This is a genomic window from Shewanella sp. SP1S2-4 (genome assembly GCF_031932075.1).
Lineage (GTDB): Bacteria > Pseudomonadota > Gammaproteobacteria > Enterobacterales > Shewanellaceae > Shewanella > Shewanella baltica.
The window spans coordinates 96,985-114,591 of the sequence record NZ_JAUOET010000002.1; the positions used below are offsets into that span (position 1 = coordinate 96,985).

The 17,607-nt window shown below is 46.3% G+C and carries 17 protein-coding genes; 14 read left to right on the forward strand and 3 right to left on the reverse strand.

What is annotated here, in order from left to right:
* Nucleotides 1-26 precede the first annotated feature (26 nt).
* From Q4Q52_RS02625 to Q4Q52_RS02635, 3 genes are all read left to right on the forward strand, one after another.
* A complete protein-coding gene (locus tag Q4Q52_RS02625; protein ID WP_311989773.1) occupies nucleotides 27-914 on the forward strand; it encodes a radical SAM protein in 888 nt (295 codons plus the stop codon).
* Nucleotides 915-1,407: 493 nt separating this feature from the next.
* Nucleotides 1,408-2,103, forward strand: coding sequence for a cysteine hydrolase family protein (locus Q4Q52_RS02630; RefSeq protein WP_311989774.1), 696 nt, complete (start codon nucleotides 1,408-1,410; stop codon nucleotides 2,101-2,103).
* 91 nt (nucleotides 2,104-2,194) lie between these two features.
* Nucleotides 2,195-3,202 carry a helix-turn-helix domain-containing protein gene (locus Q4Q52_RS02635; RefSeq protein ID WP_311989775.1) on the forward strand — a complete coding sequence of 336 codons (1,008 nt, stop codon included), beginning with the start codon at nucleotides 2,195-2,197 and terminating at the stop codon, nucleotides 3,200-3,202.
* Nucleotides 3,203-3,448: 246 nt separating this feature from the next.
* On the opposite strand, the gene Q4Q52_RS02640 is transcribed toward Q4Q52_RS02635, so the two are convergent.
* The gene (locus Q4Q52_RS02640) at nucleotides 3,449-4,315 is read right to left on the reverse strand and encodes a LysR family transcriptional regulator (RefSeq protein WP_311989776.1); all 867 of its coding nucleotides are present in this window, start codon (nucleotides 4,313-4,315) and stop codon (nucleotides 3,449-3,451) included.
* Nucleotides 4,316-4,414: 99 nt separating this feature from the next.
* Here Q4Q52_RS02640 and Q4Q52_RS02645 point away from each other — a divergent pair, with 99 nt between their 5' ends.
* From Q4Q52_RS02645 to Q4Q52_RS02690, 10 genes are all read left to right on the forward strand, one after another.
* Nucleotides 4,415-5,026: a LysE family translocator gene (locus tag Q4Q52_RS02645; protein WP_006079973.1), complete on the forward strand. Its 612-nt coding sequence runs from the start codon at nucleotides 4,415-4,417 to the stop codon at nucleotides 5,024-5,026.
* A gap of 501 nt (nucleotides 5,027-5,527) precedes the next feature.
* Nucleotides 5,528-5,872 (forward strand): metalloregulator ArsR/SmtB family transcription factor, encoded by a 345-nt coding sequence (locus Q4Q52_RS02650; protein WP_311989777.1) that lies wholly within the window; start codon nucleotides 5,528-5,530, stop codon nucleotides 5,870-5,872.
* A 168-nt stretch (nucleotides 5,873-6,040) separates the two neighbouring features.
* On the forward strand, nucleotides 6,041-7,036 hold the full coding sequence (locus Q4Q52_RS02655; RefSeq protein WP_311989778.1) for a permease: 996 nt from the start codon (nucleotides 6,041-6,043) through the stop codon (nucleotides 7,034-7,036).
* Nucleotides 7,037-7,045: 9 nt separating this feature from the next.
* Entirely contained in the window at nucleotides 7,046-7,282 is a 237-nt protein-coding gene (locus tag Q4Q52_RS02660; RefSeq protein ID WP_006079976.1) for a thioredoxin family protein, read from the forward strand.
* A 208-nt stretch (nucleotides 7,283-7,490) separates the two neighbouring features.
* A complete protein-coding gene (locus Q4Q52_RS02665; RefSeq protein WP_311989779.1) occupies nucleotides 7,491-8,504 on the forward strand; it encodes an ArsJ-associated glyceraldehyde-3-phosphate dehydrogenase in 1,014 nt (337 codons plus the stop codon).
* A 10-nt stretch (nucleotides 8,505-8,514) separates the two neighbouring features.
* The gene (gene arsJ, locus Q4Q52_RS02670; RefSeq protein ID WP_311989780.1) at nucleotides 8,515-9,783 is read left to right on the forward strand and encodes an organoarsenical effux MFS transporter ArsJ; all 1,269 of its coding nucleotides are present in this window, start codon (nucleotides 8,515-8,517) and stop codon (nucleotides 9,781-9,783) included.
* Between the two features lie 6 nt (nucleotides 9,784-9,789).
* The gene (locus tag Q4Q52_RS02675; RefSeq protein ID WP_311989781.1) at nucleotides 9,790-10,674 is read left to right on the forward strand and encodes a DUF2927 domain-containing protein; all 885 of its coding nucleotides are present in this window, start codon (nucleotides 9,790-9,792) and stop codon (nucleotides 10,672-10,674) included.
* A 117-nt stretch (nucleotides 10,675-10,791) separates the two neighbouring features.
* Nucleotides 10,792-12,234 carry an MBL fold metallo-hydrolase RNA specificity domain-containing protein gene (locus tag Q4Q52_RS02680; RefSeq protein WP_006084249.1) on the forward strand — a complete coding sequence of 481 codons (1,443 nt, stop codon included), beginning with the start codon at nucleotides 10,792-10,794 and terminating at the stop codon, nucleotides 12,232-12,234.
* A 290-nt stretch (nucleotides 12,235-12,524) separates the two neighbouring features.
* A complete protein-coding gene (locus tag Q4Q52_RS02685; protein WP_259523082.1) occupies nucleotides 12,525-13,901 on the forward strand; it encodes a sodium:alanine symporter family protein in 1,377 nt (458 codons plus the stop codon).
* A 44-nt stretch (nucleotides 13,902-13,945) separates the two neighbouring features.
* On the forward strand, nucleotides 13,946-14,317 hold the full coding sequence (locus tag Q4Q52_RS02690) for a hypothetical protein (RefSeq protein ID WP_259523080.1): 372 nt from the start codon (nucleotides 13,946-13,948) through the stop codon (nucleotides 14,315-14,317).
* Nucleotides 14,318-14,385: 68 nt separating this feature from the next.
* Here Q4Q52_RS02690 and Q4Q52_RS02695 read toward each other — a convergent pair whose 3' ends face one another.
* Nucleotides 14,386-15,741 (reverse strand): flavohemoglobin expression-modulating QEGLA motif protein, encoded by a 1,356-nt coding sequence (locus Q4Q52_RS02695; RefSeq protein ID WP_259523078.1) that lies wholly within the window; start codon nucleotides 15,739-15,741, stop codon nucleotides 14,386-14,388.
* Nucleotides 15,742-16,019: 278 nt separating this feature from the next.
* On the opposite strand from Q4Q52_RS02695, the gene Q4Q52_RS02700 reads away from it, so the two are divergent.
* Complete coding sequence (locus Q4Q52_RS02700; RefSeq protein WP_006084247.1) at nucleotides 16,020-16,982, forward strand: PDC sensor domain-containing protein; 963 nt, start codon at nucleotides 16,020-16,022, stop codon at nucleotides 16,980-16,982.
* A gap of 181 nt (nucleotides 16,983-17,163) precedes the next feature.
* Here the strand turns inward: Q4Q52_RS02700 and Q4Q52_RS02705 are convergent, their stop codons facing one another.
* Nucleotides 17,164-17,340: a PA3496 family putative envelope integrity protein gene (locus tag Q4Q52_RS02705; RefSeq protein WP_006079984.1), complete on the reverse strand. Its 177-nt coding sequence runs from the start codon at nucleotides 17,338-17,340 to the stop codon at nucleotides 17,164-17,166.
* Nucleotides 17,341-17,607: the final 267 nt, after the last annotated feature.

Here is a 17,607-nt window from a genome sequence, read left to right on the forward strand (position 1 = left end):
GTGAGACCAATTATTAGGAGCTTGCAGTGTTGATTAACTATATCGAGCCAGTATTTAGACCGCCATCCGAATGGAAGTCATTGATACTGCAAGTGACTAATGGTTGCAGTTGGAACCAGTGCAGCTTTTGCGACATGTATACCCAACCGCAAAAAGCCTTTAGGGCACAAAAGCTCGACAAGGTTGAGCAGGATATTTTGGCCGTTGCTCAGTCTGGCGTCCCCGTTTCTCGGGTATTTTTGGCCGATGGCGATGCCATGAGTTTGCCCTTTGCGCGCCTCGAAGCGATTTGTGAGCTGATCAACCGCCACTTGCCGCAGGTGACTCGCATCAGCAGTTATTGTTTGCCGCGCAATCTGAATAATAAAACCCCAGAGCAACTCGCACGTCTGCGCGAACTCGGGCTGTCTTTACTCTATGTGGGTTGCGAAAGTGGCGATGACGAAGTGCTCGCCAAAATCCAAAAGGGCGAAACCTTCGAATCATCCTTAGCGGCACTGCTTAAAATCCGCGCGGCGGGGATGAAGTCATCTGTGATGATCCTTAATGGTTTAGGCGGTGTCGCGCTATCCCATCAACATGCGGTTAATTCGGCCAAGTTAATGAATGCCGCCCAGCCCGATTATTTATCCACATTGGTAGTCACTTTACCGCTAGGCACGGAGCGAATGGACGCGGTATTTGGCGGGCAATTTCAGTTGCCGGATCAAATGGGCTTGTTCCAAGAAATGCACACCTTATTGGATCATTTGGAATTAGAGCAAACGATATTTAGATCCGATCATGCCTCTAATTACCTTGTGCTCAAGGGTGTATTAGGTAAGGACAAGGCGAAATTGCTGGCACAGGTTGCACTCGCCATCAATGCACCGCGCAGCATTCCCCTGAGACAAGAATGGCAGCGCGGACTGTGAGCATATGATTTTGCAGGGGTTAGCATAGTTGGTAGCCCCTGCTGTGTTAACTGAGTGAACGCCCCCTTGCTTGCAACTGCTGCAGAGTATCGTTTGCATACATCGCATCGATACAATGTCGTGATGTCACATCAAGCTTCAACATCTGTGGGCCGACATCGCTGCCACACAGTCAATCACTCACTCTCAAAGCGAACCAAGCTGATATTGCAAATAGGCAGTGATGCCGCATCGTTCAGGTCGGTATTGAATGCTATAGCACTGTTCTTTCCTTACCTTTCTAAGTTATAGCACAGTGCTGCGCATCTAAATCCGCGAAAAATATCACCTTGGTCGTCTGGTTGATGGCCTAAGTTGTTCGATGCGGCCACTTTGGCCCAAAAGTACTGTTTTTCGTCACAAATCCGCCTATTCGTATCGTTAAGTGCTCTGCATAATGCCCGCATCACTTGGCAATACGGCCCGTGACACAGAATATGCAAGGATATTTACGATGAAAAAAGTAGCAATATGCAGTGCTCTGGCACTTTCGATGGCGAGTGCAACGGCCAGCGCAGAGACAAGCAATAAAGTATCAGCACCGACAATCCGCACCATGACTCAGGCGCAAGCGCCAACGGAACTGAATGCGAACACGACAGCTGTATTGGTGATTGATTTTCAAAACGAATATTTCACTGGCAGCATGCCGATCCCGAACGGCAAGCAAGCGTTGGGCAAAGCCAAGCAAGTGGTTAAATTTGCGCACCAGAATGCGATGCCAGTTTATTTTGTGCGTCATTTAGGATCTGCTGCTGGGCCACTATTTGCGGAAGGCAGCGTTAACGCTGAGTTTCATCAGGATCTACAACCGCTAGAAATTGATTTTGTTATCAATAAGGCGACGCCGAGTTCGTTTGTGGAAACTAATCTTGATCAACAACTGAAAGAGAAGGGCATCAAAACACTGGTGATTACTGGGCTTATGACGCACATGTGCGTGTCGAGCACGGCGCGTGATGCTGTGCCTATGGGTTATGATGTGATCATTGCAGAAGATGCCACCGCCACTCGCGATCTGGCAACTTGGGACGGATCTATCGTAGATCACGCCACGCTGCAAAGTGCTGCAATAGCCGGTGTCGCCGATGTTTTTGCTGAGATTAAAACTACTCAAGCGGTGCTCAACATGCCAGTGGTGCGACTATAACGGCCAACAAGCGCAAGATACCCGTTAATACATAAATGAGTATTAGCTGGTATCTTTGAGTGAGCGACATTAAGGATAGTTTGAGCCGACGATGATAAATACGATGAACCAGAGTGAGATAGAAACAGCTTCAAAAGTGACCATAGCCATAGTGGTCTTTGATGGGATCATTCCATTTCATCTGTCAGTTCCCTATGAAGTCTTTGAAAAAGTGCTCAAGGCCGATGGCACGCCCGCCTGCGAAATCACCATCTGCGCCGCCACACCTGGAATACTCAGAACCAGCGCAGGCTTCTCGATGATAGTTGAAAAGGGGCTGGATGAACTAAGCTCAAAAGACATCATCATAGTGCCGAGTTGGGATGATCCTGCACACGAGCCAGAACCCTGCATTATTAATGCCTTGCAGCAAGCACACGCCAATGGATCGCGCATCATAGGCCTGTGCATGGGCGCTTTTGTTGTTGCTGCCGCTGGGTTACTCGACGGACGTTCCGCCACCACCCATTGGCGCTGGGCACAATGTTTTCGTAATCTGCACACGAATGTGTTTGTCGATGAGAAGGTGCTGTATATCGATAATGGAGATGTGGTGACTTCTGCGGGCACTGCCGCGAGTATTGATTGCTGCCTGTATATCGTTCGGCAAATGTGGGGATCTGAAACGGCTAACGCAGTCGCTCGCCATCTCGTTGTGCCACCGCACCGCCAAGGTGGTCAGGCTCAATACATAGATATTCCCGTTCCAGCCGTTAATCAGCGCGAGCCTTTATCCGCCATCATGGATTGGGCGATAGCAAATATTGGGTCGCCGCTGACGGTTGACACTATGGCTGAGAAAGCCTGCATCAGTCGCCGCCATTTTACTCGGCGTTTTCAACAAGCCACAGGTACCAGTTTTTCACTCTGGTTGGTTAATCAACGGCTTATTATGGTGAAACGATATTTAGAAACGACAGACCACTCCATCGATCGCATCGCCGAACAAGCTGGCTTCGCTTCTACCACCTCACTTCGGCGCCATTTCCGTCAACAGTTTGATATTTCCCCATCGAATTACCGATTTGTATTTAGGGGAAAGAGTAAGGCAAGCGAATGAAAGTTGTTTCATCATTAAAATCAGCACTGACTTTGATGTGATGGCTTATCAAAGTTTAGGTGAGTCACTAACCCTCCGCTGTTTTAACAGACTGAACTTATCTCAGCTTGAGATTTCCTCTAAAACTTAACTGACGCATAGACATGGTCTGTCTGCTTGCTGGGTAAAAAATCAGTTATTAAGGTGATGTGAGATTTGAACGGCTTGGGATATTTCTAAGTTAGCGTTCCATACCTAAAATCTGAACTAAGGAGTTTCTGGTTGGCATAAAGACATGGTTTTTTCTAACCACGTTAAGAACTCTAATTCATTGCTTCCCAGTCTTTCTGTATGACTGAGCAGTACGTACTTATGTCCGGATTGAGTAAATCCAAATGGAGCGACCAGTCTCCCACTTTTCAAGTCATCTACTATAAGAGGATATGATCCAATCGCAGCCCCTAAACCGTCAACTGCTGCCTGTAAGCAGAAATAGAAATGCTCAAAGGATTTGGACTTGTTCGTATAAAAGGTATGTGTTGAGCGTGATGACCAATCTGACCATGCAGAAGGTCTCGTTTCACTATGAAGAAGAACAATATCACCTAAGTTGTTCTGAGATTTTCTCCAATATTCAGGGGAAAAAACAGGACCAACCCACTCATTGACTAAGTTGTGCGCCGTATATTCAGGGCTAATATCGAAGTCATCGCGCCGAATGGCTAAAGATAATCCTGTTTCATTTAAATCTACAGGTCCTCCAGCGGTTGATAGCCGAACATCAATACCCTTAAGCCGAAAAAAACTGGCCAGTCGAGGCATCAGCCAGCGCATCGTTAATGTTGGTTCACAGGAAACTTCGAGATGTTTGTTACTTTCCCTTGTTAACTTCTTAATTCCATTATCTAAAGCATTAAAAGCAATGTCAGTGTACTGCTTGAGCAATTCACCTTCCTGCGTTAGACACATTCCTCTGCCTTGCTTGTAAAACAGCATCTGCGATAGATGACTCTCCAGCAATTTAATTTGCTTACTTACTGCTCCGTGAGTGATATGAAGTTTCTCTGCTGCTTTACTGTAATTCGATGACTCTGCCGTAACATGAAATACATAGAATGCTTTTAAATGTCTCATCTGTGACTTTTTCTCACATTTAGGATGCCTTTTTTTCGATTATAACTCATCAATAAATCTATACAATTATCTCAAACTTATGAAAAGTGAGGAGATAAAATGGAGTTATTAAGTTTTGCAGTGTTTGGGCTTTTAATCGTGGTAAGTCCTGGAGCTGACTTTGTTTTGGTTTTTAAAAATAGTGCAATCTATGGCAGAAAAGCAGGCGTTTTAACGGCTCTTGGGATAGGGATAGGTGTTTGTGTACATATTACCTATTCTGTTATTGGGATCAGTCATTTAGTTTCTCAAAATGCGGTTTTATTTAGCATAGTGAAGTATGTTGGTGCAGCGTATTTAATTTATCTTGGTGTGACAGGATTAGTCAGTTCCAAGTTAGATCTAGACTATGAAAAAACAAACGTTCAACCCACACAAACTAGAAAGTATATATTTCAAGGTTTTTTATGTAATACATTGAATCCTAAGACGATGATTTTCTTTCTTAGCGTCTTCAGCCAACTCATTTCATCTGATAATGAAAGCATGTCTTTCGCCATTACCTATGGTTTTTACATTGCTTTTTTACATGCAGCTTGGTTTTGTATAGTCGCTTACCTAGTGACATCAAAACACGCGAGTAACATGCTTAAAAAGTTTGGTCATAGAATCAATCAGGCGTGCGGTTTTGGTCTCATTGCTTTTGGCGCGATACTGTCAACCAATGCCTAAACAACACCTTTCACACCTTAAGGAAATATGTTGTAAATTCAGTGGAACCTACACTCACTAAATAATGAATTTATCTCACTTTAGGACAATTACTTTTTAGCTAAATGGACTGCTAAAGGATTAGTTAGGATTGGCATTGTTTCACCAGTGACCTTTTAAAACAGGGATGTTTGAACTGAGCCATCATGGATACTTCTTATAAAAGAAACGGATGGCGAGTCACTGGGAAACAATGACAATGAATGTCGCACAACTGACGATAAAATTATCTTGCTAGAGCAATAACTGTTGGCTGAACAAGAAGTAAAAACTGCAACTCCAGCGGATAGCCTTCAACAGTATTTTCGATAATATTTTCATTGAGTTGTATCAATTCTGATTTCTAATAATCAATCCTCCTCGTCAATGCATCTCACATTTCTGTAAAAAATAACTCAACACATACGTTTTTTCATATATATTATTTACCATATATACTCCAATCAACTTTGGGAGCAATCGATGCAACCCGTCACATTTTTTAAGGCACTTGCCGATGAGACTCGGCTTAAATGCCTGCTGCTGATCCAGCGTGAAGGTGAATTATGTGTGTGTGAGCTGATGGCTGCGCTGTCTGAGAGTCAGCCTAAGGTCTCGCGCCATTTGGCTCAGTTGAAAAAGGCTGGGTTGTTGGTTGATAGGCGCCAGGGTCAATGGGTGTTTTATCGGATCAATGCTGAGATCGCGCCTTGGTGCCAGCAGGTACTTGGCCAAACCTGTGATGATAACGACAGCTTTTTGCAGGAGAACGTGCGTAATCTTTGTCAGATGGGCGGTCGACCCGATCGCGTTACGGCCTGTTGCTAAGCGACTGCTGTTAAGCAGTCGTGACAGGGGGCAGTGATAAGCGGTGCTCTGTCATTTCGTGCTGAGTCTAAGTGAGTAGAGTCTTAGTCAATTGTGAGTTTAGGGTCGAGCAGACTCGCGCGATTCTAGCGACATTTAAGCAAGTAAACCGTCAGTGTAGGGATCAATATGTTCCAAATATTTACTGATTTTGCGACTTGGCTAGTGTACGGCGTGTTTGGCCTAGAGGCGGGTTCGGCCTTGGGCGGAGCAGTGCATTTTTTTGTTGAAGATGTCAGTAAAATTTTTGTATTGCTGGTGGTGATGATTTATTTCATCGCGTTACTGCGGGCTTCCTTAGATGTTGAGCGAGTTCGAGATTATTTAGCGGGTAAGAATAAGGGAGTAGGTTACTTGCTGGGGTCGATTTTTGGCGCCATCACGCCTTTTTGTTCTTGCTCGAGTATCCCTGTCTTTTTAGGTTTTACCTCGGCGGGGATCCCCCTTGGGATCACTATGGCCTTTTTGATCACTTCACCTTTGATCAATGAAGTCGCCGTCCTGCTGCTCATGAGTTTACTCGGCTGGAAATTTACCTTGCTATATGTGGCTGTGGGCATGACAGTGGGTATGCTCGGCGGACTATTGTTAGATGCGATTAAGGCCGAGCGTTGGTTACAGTCCTTCGCCGCCGAAGCCCTCGTTTGTGGACGCCAGATGGCGGAATCGAATGAGGTTTCTACCACTGAGCGGGTCTTATCTTTATCTGAACGTCATGAATTTGCTAAAGCTGAGGCGCTTGAGATTTTTGGCCGCGTCTGGAAATGGGTCATTATCGGCGTGGGTCTTGGCGCTGCCTTGCACGGTTTTGTGCCTGAAGGTTGGGTTGAAACCCATTTAGGCCAAGGCCAATGGTGGTCTGTGCCTGCGGCCGTATTAGTCGGCATTCCCCTGTATTCCAATGCGACCGGCATCATTCCTGTGATGGAAAGTTTGCTGGCGAACGGCCTGCCTATTGGCACTACGCTGGCGTTTTGTATGAGCACAGTGGCTGCCAGTTTCCCCGAATTTATTTTACTGAAACAAGTGATGCAGTGGCGCCTTTTGGCGGTGCTGTTGGTTGTGCTATTGACGGCATTTACGTTAGTAGGTTGGATTTTTAATTTTGCAGCACCGTATCTTTAAGGAAATAACATGAAACAAGTCAAAGTATTAGGTAGTGGTTGCGCTAAATGTAGTAAAACCGCCGAGATGATTGCGGACATATCAGAAGAAATGGGCGTGGATGCGATTGTGAAAAAGGACACAGATCCTCAAACCCTGTTGAAATTTAAAGTGATGAAGACGCCTGCGGTAGTGATCGATGGTGAACTCATACACAGCGGCTCAGTACCGACCCGTGACGAAATTGAAGGATGGTTAAGGGACTAAGTTGTAGTCAGCTTTAGTCAGTCAAGGCTGCTCGTTCGCCAAGCATATAAGTTAAGAAACATAAGCTAATAAATACACGCCATTGCCATACTCAGTCTCAGCCTTTGGCAATGGCGGTGTTATCGTTTAAGTAAACCGTTAGTAGCGTTAAGAAAATATAAAAAATTAAAGACATAAAAATTTAAAATCAACATATTGGAATATCATCATGGCAATCAAAATCGGCATTAATGGCTTCGGGCGTATGGGGCGTTTAGCACTGCGCGCGGCATGGGACTGGGATGAGGTGGAGTTTGTGCAGATCAACGATCCCGCAGGTGATGCGCATACATTGGCACATTTACTCGAGTTTGATTCTGTCCATGGTCGCTGGCGTTATCCCGTGACGGCGAATGCCGATGAGATCCAGATCCAAGATAAAATCATTCGCACCACGCGTAATAAAGTCATCGCCGATACCGATTGGTCCGGTTGTGATGTGGTGATTGAAGCCTCCGGCGTAATGAAAACCAAAGCATTACTGCAAGCTTATTTAGATCAAGGTGTTAAGCGGGTGGTTGTCACTGCTCCCGTGAAAGAAGAAGGCGTGCTAAACGTAGTGATCGGGGTTAATCATCAGTTATACGATCCTGCCATTCATCCCATAGTGACCGCCGCATCTTGCACCACTAACTGCCTTGCGCCTGTGGTGAAAGTGATCCACGAGCAGATCGGCATCAAGCACGGATCTATGACTACGATCCACGATATTACTAACACTCAAACTATTCTCGATGCGCCGCATAAGGATTTACGCCGTGCCCGCGCCTGTGGTTTGAGTTTAATCCCAACGACTACGGGCAGCGCGACTGCGATTACCCATATTTTCCCTGAGCTTAAGGGCAAGCTTAATGGTCACGCAGTGCGGGTGCCACTGGCTAATGCTTCGCTGACCGATTGTGTGTTCGAGCTTGAACGCGCCGTTATCGAAGCAGAAGTGAATGCGCTACTTAAAACCGCCGCCGAAGGTGAGCTTAAGGGCATTTTAGGTTATGAAGAGCGGCCGCTGGTGTCGGTGGATTACAAGACAGATCCGCGCTCAAGCATCATAGATGCGCTCTCGACCATGGTGATTAATGGCACTCAACTTAAACTCTATGTGTGGTACGACAATGAATGGGGCTATGCCAATCGCACCGCTGAGCTTGCCCGTTTAGTCGGCCAGCTTGATTTGCCGCGCTAGGAGAGCTCAATTGATTGCCGCCAAGCCATTTGAACAACTGATGCAATTGCCTGCTGCCGTGCGGCAATATTTGTTGATTACCTTCAATTATTGGAGTTTTACCTTAACCGACGGCGCACTACGGATGTTAGTGGTGCTGCATTTTCACGATCTTGGCTACAGTCCGCTGGCGATCGCTATGCTGTTTTTGTTCTACGAGATTTTTGGCGTAGTGACCAATCTGATTGGCGGCTGGCTAGGGGCGCGTTTAGGGTTAAATCGCACCATGAACTTGGGCCTTGGCATGCAAGTGTTTGCCTTAGTCATGTTGTTAGTGCCGGCGGCGAGTTTACCTTTGTGGCTTGCTGGCGTGCCTTGGGTGATGGCGGCGCAAGCTTTATCTGGGATCGCTAAAGATCTCAATAAGATGAGTGCCAAAAGCGCGATAAAACTACTGGTGCCAAAAGGCGAGCAGGGCAAACTTTACCACTGGGTTGCCCTATTAACGGGGTCTAAAAATGCCCTCAAGGGTGCGGGCTTTTTCCTCGGCGGCACCTTGCTTGCCTTGCTCGGGTTTGAGCTGGCGATCGCCGCTATGGCGCTCATGCTTGGACTCGTCTGGTTACTCAGTTTAGTGATGCTGAAAAAGGATTTAGGTAAAGCCAAGAATAAGCCTAAATTTACGGAGATTTTCTCTAAGAGTCGCAGCGTAAACATTCTCTCGGCGGCGCGATTATTCCTGTTTGCTGCCAGAGATGTGTGGTTTGTGGTGGCGCTACCCGTGTATTTGGCCAGCCAATTAGGCTGGGATCATTGGGCTGTGGGCGGCTTTTTAGCTGTGTGGGTTATCGGTTACGGCATAGTGCAAACCCTAGCACCTAAGATCACGGGCAATCGCCAAGCGCAAAGTCAGTTAACTGATACAGCCCCCGATGGCCGCAGCGCGTTAATTTGGGCCTGTATGTTGGCCTTTGTGCCAGCGCTGATTGCCTGCGCGATACAGTTTAGTTTTTATCCCGAGGCCAGTTTGTTGTTGGGTCTCATGTTATTTGGTGCCCTGTTTGCGGTAAACTCGTCGCTGCACAGTTACTTAATTGTGAGTTACGCCAGTGAAGATGCGGTGTCGCTGGATGTGGGTTTCTACTATATGGCCAATGCTATGGGGCGTTTAGTCGGCACTGTGCTGTCTGGCTTAGTGTATCAAGCCTATGGTTTAGCTGCCTGTTTGTGGATTTCGACCGCTTTTATCGGCATCACTGCTATGATTTCGATTAAGTTACCTCGGCAAGCTGTGGAATAAGTGCTAATGCAAACGTGGCTCAAGGCATCAACACATAACTACAAAGGGTTAATATTACCTGCGTGTCGGCGTTTTTGGCGCAGCCTGTGTATGAGTTTAGGCTTGTGCTTAAGTTTGTTAGCCTTACCTCTTTACGCCGCTCAAACGCAGCCCGCGTTAATTCCGACATTAACACCAGCAAGTGATTGGAAAAACTTAACTTACATCACCCAAGCCTTCAGCGAAATTGCCCTTAAAAATGAGTATGACGTGGCGAAACACCGGGTGCGTAAGTGGCGCATTCCGGTACGAGTGTTTGTCGAACATCAAGTGGGCTACAGGGCGCTGCACACTCAATTAGTACGGATGCACTTAGCGCACTTAGCCGAGATTACGGGTCATGATATTCAGCTGGTGGATACGCTCTTGGATGCAAATCTGCACTTAGTGTTTACCCGTCAATCCCAATGGGAGAGCGAGGTTACCCGCTTAATGGGGCCAAGTTCGGCGAAGAATGTCCATGGCTCAGTGTGTATGGCCAAGTTTGCCCTTAATGCTAAGAGTGAAATTGAACGCGCATGGGTGATCATTCCCGTTGATCAGGCGCAAATGCACGGTAAGTTAGTGGCTTGCGTAGTTGAGGAAATTACTCAAGTGCTCGGGCTGCCCAATGATTCTGAAAAAGTATTCCCCTCCATTTTTAACGATAAAACCCCGCAGGATTTACTTACAGGGCTCGATTTCATTCTGCTCAAACTGCTCTATAACCCGAGTATTCGCGCTGGTATGACGGCCGCTGAGGTCAAAGCGCCATTGCAGATATTGCTCGAACAATGGCAGCGTGATGACACCCTAATCAATGCCGATAAAACCGTGCGCCAAGGCCAGTTATACCCTTTATTAGGTTATTGATGCTTGAGTGTTACTGCGAAAGTTGACATTGCTAGCATGCGACCAATTAATCCTTTTTCTTTGAGTAATAAGGGCATAGTCTAGCTTTATACAAGGTAAAAACGTTGGAGGGACACCATGCGAATGACACTGCAGTTTTTAGGGGCGACAGAGGAAGTGACCGGCTCGTGCCATTTACTCTCGGTCGATCATGAACACTTATTACTCGATTGTGGTTTGATCCAAGGTGGTAAAGCGGATGAACTGCGTAATCATGATCCCTTCGCCTTCGACCCTGAGTCTATTTCCGCTGTTGTGCTCAGCCATGCCCATATCGACCATTCAGGGCGTTTACCACTCTTAGTTAAAGCGGGTTTTGATGGGCCAATCTACACCCATAAAGCCACGGCAGAACTGTGCGCCATCATGCTCAAAGATGCGGCCATGCTGCAGACCCGCGACACAGAAAGGGTCAATAAAAAGCGCGCTAAACATGATCTTGAACCCTTAGAACCGCTATTCACCGTCGAAGATGCTGAACAGGCCATCACCCAATTTGTGCCGCTTGAATACGGCCAAGTAACTCGGGTCATTCCCCATGTGGATATTTGTCTCTCAGATGCGGGGCATATTTTAGGTTCTGCTTTGGTTGAATTGTGGTTAGGCGAGGGTAAGTCCCAGAAAAAAGTCGTCTTCAGTGGCGATCTTGGCCGTGCGGGTATGCCGATTTTACGCAATCCGACCTTAGTGGATACGGCGGATTTAGTGTTAATGGAAAGCACCTACGGCAACCGTTTTCACCGCAGTTGGACTGAAACCTTAGCCGAATTGAAAGACATTTTTGCTAAGACAGTCAACGAGAGCCAAGGCAATATCTTGCTGCCAGCTTTCTCGGTTGGACGGGCGCAGGAGTTATTATATCTTTTTCATTTATATGCTAAAGAATGGGATCTCGGCCGCTGGAAAATCTGCCTAGACAGTCCCATGGCGATTGAGGCGACTCGCGTTTACGTTAATAATTATCCGCTGATGGATGAGGATTTTAAACGTTTTACCCGCCAACATCCTGGGCAGCATCCGCTGTTGTCGAATGTCGAATTTATCCAGACGACCGAAGAGTCGATGGCGCTGAATGAAGTGCATAAAGGATTGATCATTATCGCGGGGAGCGGCATGTGTAACGGTGGGCGTATTCGTAGCCACTTAGAGCACAATTTATGGCGTCCTGAATGCGATGTGATTATCTGTGGTTATCAAGCCCTTGGCACACCGGGACGTGCCTTGGTCGACGGTGTTGAGGAGCTGACTATCCACGGAAATAGCATTAAAGTCGCGGCAAAATTACACACAGTGGGCGGGCTTTCTGCCCATGCGGATCAAGCTGAGTTATTACGTTGGTATCGCCACTTTGAAGGTCAACCGCCGCTGATTTTAGTCCACGGAGAACCCGATGCGCAGCATGGATTGGTCGATGTGGTTAACCAAGATCCTAAGACTAAACCTCAAGCCACCGCGATTGCGACCCATGGCGACAGGTTAGATTTAACCGCGCTGCCACAGTTAGTGTGGAAACCAGCTTAAGTTAACCATCCTACTTAGCGGCGTACTGCTCGAGAGGCTCCCTGCATCATCAATGCGGGGAGTTTTTATTTGTGTTGCAAATCAATATCTCACCGCTCGGCAATGATTCTGCTTGCCAATCCGTTTCGGATAAATTCGCACATGATTTAGATTTCCAATTGTTAACTATTCGTTGTAATCTGAGGTGCAACTGTTAGATTGGCTCCTTGATATGTCGTGTTCGTTAGGCCAAGTCCTAATCCGACGGCGTCAGTCAAACTATAACAATAACAAGCAATCACGAGGTTTGAATGGAAGCGATTACGGAGTTTGTTGGCCTGATTAATGGCTTTGTCTGGGGCACACCTATGTTGGTGATGATCTTAGGCGTTGGTTTGTTTCTTTCCCTCGGGCTGAGATTAATGCCCATTCTGAAGTTAGGCACAGGCTTTAAGTTACTCTGGTCTGGCCGTATTCCCGACAAAGATAAAAATGTGAAAGGGGATGTGAGTCCGTTTAATGCGCTGATGACTTCCCTTTCAGCTACTATTGGTACGGGTAATATCGCGGGCGTGGCGACGGCAATTTTTGTCGGTGGCCCAGGCGCGTTGTTCTGGATGTGGTGCACCGCATTAGTGGGCATGGCGACTAAGTATTCTGAGGCCGTGCTGGCGGTTAAATTCCGTGAAGTGGACGATCAGGGAAACCATGTCGGTGGCCCGATGTATTACATTAAAAATGGTCTCGGTAAAAAGTGGGCTTGGTTGGGCACACTGTTTGCGATTTTTGGATCACTTGCTGGCTTTGGTATTGGCAACACAGTACAAGCCAACTCAGTGGCGGCAGCATTAAGCAGTAACTTCGGCGTTCCGGCTTGGGTGTCTGGCGTGGTGATGATGCTGCTGGTCGGCGCGGTATTGATGGGGGGCATTAAGCGTATCGCTGAAGTCGCCGGTAAGTTAGTGCCGTTTATGACGATTTTCTATATCACTGCTGGCCTTGGTGTGTTGGTAGTGCATATTCAAGACGTACCAGCGGCGTTCGCCCTAATTATTCACAGCGCTTTTAATCCAGTGGCAGCCCAAGGCGGTTTTGCGGGGGCAGCTGTGTGGGCGGCGATTCGTTTTGGTGTTGCGCGCGGCGTATTCTCCAACGAAGCGGGTTTAGGTAGCGCGCCGATTGCCCATGCTGCGGCGCAAACTAATAATCCCGTGGCGCAAGGGCTGGTGGCTATGCTCGGCACCTTTATCGATACGATCGTGGTCTGCTCGATTACAGGTTTGGCCATTGTGGTTTCTGGTTCTTGGACCTCAGGTGAGAATGGCGCTGCGCTGACGTCATACGCTTTCTCCCATGCTTTGCCTCTGGGTAATTATATCGTCGCCATCGCCTTGTCTATCTTTGCCTTTACCACCATTATTGGCTGGAGTTTTTACAGCGAAAAATGTGTGCAGTATCTCTTTGGTATTAAAGCGGTAAAACCTTTTAGGTTGCTATGGACCATAGCCGTGCCACTAGGCGCCGTTAGCTCGTTAGATTTTATTTGGTTATTGGCTGATACCTTAAACGCCATGATGGCCATTCCTAACTTAATCGCCTTGGCACTGTTAAGCCCTGTGGTCTTTGGGTTAACACGGGAATACTTCATTAAAAAGCGTGCCGATGAAGCTGCAAAATCAAGCTTGTAGATTATTTTAAAATACTAAGTATCTAATAAAATGGAATTTATAAAATGTTTAATAAAAGTTTGTGTGTCATTGTTTTTTGCTCACTACTGACAGCGTGTAACGGCGTGACATTTCGAACCAATGCTGGTGCTGTCGCTTTAAATAATGCCGTCGCTAGTACTGTTGAAGTGTATTCTCAGGCAGAAATATCTAGGCACAAGTTTATGAGCTTAGGTGAAGTATCCACTACCTTTTGCAGTACTCAAATTTATCCTGCTGAACACGTCAGTTTGGACGATCTTAAAAAAGATTTGAAAGTTCAAGTTCAAAAGTTGGGTGGAAATGCCATTATTTTCTACGCGTGCGGCAAAGCTAGTTATCCTGCCTGTGAGTTGTATTTTGAATGTAATGGTGAAGGGTTCTCTATCGAAGATTAGAGTTTAGTTTTATATAAAAGCTCACATAGTTGTGAGCTTTTATATTTTAAATCAATAACATTTCTGTATTAATCCGAGTTGTTGTCGAACTCAGTATCGTCGAGTAACTCAAAGGTTGGTTCGACGTTTGGTACGTCTTTAAACAGGCGAGTGAAGTGACGTTGTACGCCTTTCAAATCGATTCCTGCTAAGCCTGAGGCGAACCCAAACCAAGCATAAAGACCACTAAAGTTATCGAACATGGGCGGTAAATATTTCGGTGTCGTCAGTATGCCCTCTTGGCAAGCTTGGTATAACACTGGGATATCTTCGATCGCCAATTTACCGAGGAACAACATAGGGATAAGTTCGGGAAGGCCTGAGGTGATAGCGCTGCGGATAAAGTTAATGTTTTCCACATAGCCGCGCACATAGGAAATATCCTTAGTGAAGAAGCTGCCGCCTTCTACCATACCCCCACGGAAAACCCTTTGGGTGACGCGATAACTGTCGGTCGCGCTCAGGTTTAATCCTCTGAAATAATTGAATACTTCAATAAAGTCGGCGCCATTTTCCGCCATGTCGACCGCGGCGACACGGTCGCTGATGCGTCGAGCTCGCCCTGGATTTGAACTTAGGGTCAGCATTTCCAGTAAAACAGCTAAACCCTCTTGAGTCGCGGCTACTCGCGGCGAACCGACACTGAGCCAAGTGGCGTGGGGTTGGGCTCGACCATTGAGCGTTGTGCCGACATGCACCCAACCTTCGTGAACCTCGTATACATTGAGATCTGATTCGCTGAACATGGCTTTGCTATTGAGCTTAACGGTATCGCCACCCACAGCGGCATCGGAGACGATACCGTCACTGAGGCGCACACGCATGTCATCGCTATGGAAATATTTCTCTAAACGTTGACTGAGTACGTGAACCGCTTCGGGTGCGCTAATAATCTTAGGGTGATGTTTATTCATGTGTCTCGCTGCCGGCAGCGAGAAGATATAACTGAGTTTATCGCCTAACTGTCGCAGCGTATGACGATCGCCGTGCAATCTGTGACTCGCGCTGCCGTATAATTCTTGGCTAAGTTTACCAAAGGTCGGCGTGCCTCTGTTTTCGAGCATATCGACCACAAGGCGATATTGATCGACGTTAGCCACCAATATCTTGCCGAGTTTATCCCGTTTACCTAAACGTCTATGGATATCCTGTTTTAGGGAGGCGAGTTCTGCGTGGGTTTTGACGGGGTCAAAAGGTAAGGCAATGTTTTGATAGAACTCTTGCTTGATAGCCGGTAGTACAGTGCCCTTATTTGAGAGAAAACGCTCCTCCATTTCCCGCGGCCATTTGATGGCATCTAAGATTTTTATTGGCGTTTGGATGCGAATTAATTCATCGGAAAAACGGCGTAGATCTTGTTGATATTGGGCTAACGACTCAGACATTCCCGTATATCCTGCAGGTAATTTCAGCGAGAGAGATGTGGCTAATCATAGCCTTAAACCTCATTTATTCATATTGATTCGCAGGCTAGCTGAGGAAATATACCGATTACATAAATTAACTTTTATCGGTTTTGTGAATCATTTTGGTGCACCTGTGACTATTATAGCGCTGTGTGCATTGGATATAAATTAGTAACTATTTGTTTAATATTATTTTATTAATATGGCATTAAAGCTGCTTTGTTTTGGACTTAGCAATCGGTTGATTGGAGTTAAACATGGCAGCGATGAGTTATTTGAGTGTGATCGAGCGGTATCACGAATACGAAGCCACAGTGCATGAACTGATGGAATCGATTTTAACAGGGATTGCCGACGCCGAGTTATTTAAACAACCTAAGGTCGATGTCAAAGCGATGAAAGGAATCGCGAAGAGCTATCCCTTTGTCGAGCTGATGTATTTACTCGATAGCCAAGGCTTGCAGATAAGTCAGAATATCGCCGTGGTAGACCACCAAATTGAGTTAATTCCGTTAGGTGGCAATCGTGATCGAAGCCAACGACCCTATTTCATTAATCGTGATGAGTCCGATGGCGTCAACATTACACGTCCCTATTTATCCAATGCCAGTGGTAATTTATGCCTTTCCGCCTCTTTAGCGATTTATCAACAGGAGCAAAAACTGGGTTATTTAGTGGTGGATGTGGACTTGACCCGTTTGATTGAATTTATGATGGGCGACAGTGCACGGCGGCGCGTAACGCCAGCATTTAAAGCGGTTTATGGCGTGATAGTGGCAGGGTTGTTTGTGCTGGTTACTGTATTACTCTGGACCGCATTGCGGGATATTTACGGACTCTTTACGGTCGAGCGAATTGGCCAAGATCCGCTGCAACCTTTTGGGATCATTATCTTTATGACGTTAGCTTTAGCGATTTTTGATCTCGGGAAAACCATTCTCGAAGAAGAAGTGCTAATGCATAAGGATATCTTTCGCCACAGCTCAACGCGGCGAACCATTACACGGTTTGTGTCTACCATCCTTATTGCCATTTCCATTGAGGCGTTATTGACTATGTTCAAGGCGTCACTCGGTGAGAAACAATATATTGAACCCGCAATTTGGATGATGTTAGCCGTAGTTGGTTTACTCGTAGGATTAGGTGCTTACGTTTATTTAGGCGCTAAGGCCGAATGGTTGCTGATTAAAACTCAAGCCTATAAAAGCGGTAAAAAGTGACTGTGAAACTGCAGCGTTTAATGTGGGCATAAGAGGGTTAAACAAAGTCTCACCCAGCACTGAGGGCTGGGTGAGATATTAGGTCTGAGTGGACACGAACTGTGTGAGTTCTAAATGAACACTCTGCGATTTAACGCAGCATCACCCTAATTTTGCCCACTAGATAGTGAGATCAAATAGGCTAGAAAAAATCGTCATCTCCTAATGCACGCTTTAACTCCGCCCGTTCGAGGTAGTCTTCTAAACGCTTTTTGACTTCACGTCTATGTTGCATTGCCTCGGCAGCTTTGCTGTTTCTCGGTGTGGTCATTGCCTCAAGTTCAGTATCGTTGGGCACGACTTCAGTAATATGAGCCATAACGAATTCCTCTTGTTGTTCCTAACGACTTTCTAACTAAAAAGAGTAGGGTAGAAAAGCAAATAATTTTGTGAGTCAGGGTGAAAAATTCTTCCCGTGTGCCGGATGATTCAGCTTGCCGCTGTTTGGCTTAAGCCTGAGGCTACAATTGGATATTTGATTAATTCAGTTCTTGCTTATTTTGTGATTGAGAGCACAACAGTGTCATCGATATATTCGGGTTAATTCCGAGTTAAATAGTAGGATAAACTTGAATTTAGACATATT

Coding starts and splice junctions, on each gene's coding strand:
- Q4Q52_RS02630 (WP_311989774.1), top strand. CDS start 1,408: ATGAAAAAAGTAGCAATATGCAGTGCTCTGGCACTTTCGATGGCGAGT.
- Q4Q52_RS02635 (WP_311989775.1), top strand. CDS start 2,195: ATGATAAATACGATGAACCAGAGTGAGATAGAAACAGCTTCAAAAGTG.
- Q4Q52_RS02640 (WP_311989776.1), bottom strand. CDS start 4,315: ATGAGACATTTAAAAGCATTCTATGTATTTCATGTTACGGCAGAGTCA.
- Q4Q52_RS02645 (WP_006079973.1), top strand. CDS start 4,415: ATGGAGTTATTAAGTTTTGCAGTGTTTGGGCTTTTAATCGTGGTAAGT.
- Q4Q52_RS02650 (WP_311989777.1), top strand. CDS start 5,528: ATGCAACCCGTCACATTTTTTAAGGCACTTGCCGATGAGACTCGGCTT.
- Q4Q52_RS02655 (WP_311989778.1), top strand. CDS start 6,041: ATGTTCCAAATATTTACTGATTTTGCGACTTGGCTAGTGTACGGCGTG.
- Q4Q52_RS02660 (WP_006079976.1), top strand. CDS start 7,046: ATGAAACAAGTCAAAGTATTAGGTAGTGGTTGCGCTAAATGTAGTAAA.
- Q4Q52_RS02665 (WP_311989779.1), top strand. CDS start 7,491: ATGGCAATCAAAATCGGCATTAATGGCTTCGGGCGTATGGGGCGTTTA.
- Q4Q52_RS02675 (WP_311989781.1), top strand. CDS start 9,790: ATGCAAACGTGGCTCAAGGCATCAACACATAACTACAAAGGGTTAATA.
- Q4Q52_RS02680 (WP_006084249.1), top strand. CDS start 10,792: ATGCGAATGACACTGCAGTTTTTAGGGGCGACAGAGGAAGTGACCGGC.
- Q4Q52_RS02685 (WP_259523082.1), top strand. CDS start 12,525: ATGGAAGCGATTACGGAGTTTGTTGGCCTGATTAATGGCTTTGTCTGG.
- Q4Q52_RS02690 (WP_259523080.1), top strand. CDS start 13,946: ATGTTTAATAAAAGTTTGTGTGTCATTGTTTTTTGCTCACTACTGACA.
- Q4Q52_RS02695 (WP_259523078.1), bottom strand. CDS start 15,741: ATGTCTGAGTCGTTAGCCCAATATCAACAAGATCTACGCCGTTTTTCC.
- Q4Q52_RS02700 (WP_006084247.1), top strand. CDS start 16,020: ATGGCAGCGATGAGTTATTTGAGTGTGATCGAGCGGTATCACGAATAC.
- Q4Q52_RS02705 (WP_006079984.1), bottom strand. CDS start 17,340: ATGGCTCATATTACTGAAGTCGTGCCCAACGATACTGAACTTGAGGCA.